This window comes from Dyadobacter sp. (assembly GCF_051859145.1).
GTDB lineage: Bacteria > Bacteroidota > Bacteroidia > Cytophagales > Spirosomataceae > Dyadobacter.
Genome location: NZ_JBHYGF010000162.1, coordinates 1 through 1,011, shown reverse-complemented (window position 1 = coordinate 1,011; position 1,011 = coordinate 1). Strand labels below are relative to the sequence as shown.

The following is a 1,011-nucleotide window of genomic DNA, read 5'->3' as shown; positions in this document are numbered from 1 at the left end:
TACAGCAATGAGAAGATTGTGGAAATCCAGAATATCTACCGCTACATTTTCATGAAAGGACTCAATAATGCAGAGGCTTTGCAGAAAATCGAGCTGGAATTGCCACCGTCAAATGAGCGCGACGAAGTGATCAACTTCATTAAAGCTTCGGAGCGGGGAATTATGAAAAGTCCGTTTCAGACGAATGGAGCCAGCGAAACAGAAGCTTAGAGACTTGGAAATTAAGATATTTAATAGGCGCCGAAAGGCGCTTTTTTAGTTTATAACTGATATCACATCGCCTTCCCGGATTGTACCTGTTGTTCTCGTCACCGCATTCTGGCCGAAAAGGATCTTGTTATTGACCTTCCGAAAACCCGCCAGCGTTTTCAGCGGCTCAGTTCCTTTTTCAGCAGTTTCGGGGTTAATGGTTGTAAGAATGCAGCGCGCGCAGGGTTTAACTATTTCGAACTCCAATTCACCGATTTTAATCTCTTTCCATTGATCTTCTTCAAATGGCGCAGTTCCTGAAATGACAATGTTCGGTCTGAAACGCCGCATACTAATTGGCTCGCTAAGCCGGGAATTCAAATCATTAAGTGAAGCCTGTGAAATGATCAGGAATGGAAATCCGTCAGCGAAACTTACATTTTCATTGTTTTTAGCATACCGGGGATCTGCTTTACGTTCGGTTTGTTCAGGCATTTTAACAAGTTCGAGTTTTTGGCCGAACTGCTCGCTGAGCCACTGATCCGCCTCGGTACTGACGGTTACAGCTTCTACCACATCGTCCCAAATGGTAACTGTTCTTGCCTCCTGTGTAACAGGTAAGTAGGGTACGGTCAATGCATTTTCAGGTTCGTTCCGGTTCCAGATTTTCAGGCCAGTTTCCGTCAATGCAACATCGATCAGCGCCATTTTGGATAGTACGCGCTGGGTCAGGAACTTGCCGGCTTCATCAATGATCATCCAGCGGCGGTCGTATTCAAGTCCGCGTTCCTCTGTCCTGGCTTCGGTTAATCTGATCCCGCC

At 46.1% G+C, this 1,011-nt stretch carries 1 protein-coding gene and 1 pseudogene; one reads left to right on the top strand and one right to left on the bottom strand.

The features are described 5' to 3' along the window. A pseudogene (locus tag ACTIE6_RS10905) lies at nt 1–210 on the top strand (acyl-ACP--UDP-N-acetylglucosamine O-acyltransferase); the annotation flags it as partial. 45 nt (nt 211–255) lie between these two features. Here the strand turns inward: ACTIE6_RS10905 and ACTIE6_RS10900 are convergent. After that, on the bottom strand, nt 256–1,011 hold a 756-nt coding region (locus ACTIE6_RS10900; protein WP_439556661.1), incomplete at its 5' end, for an MOSC domain-containing protein.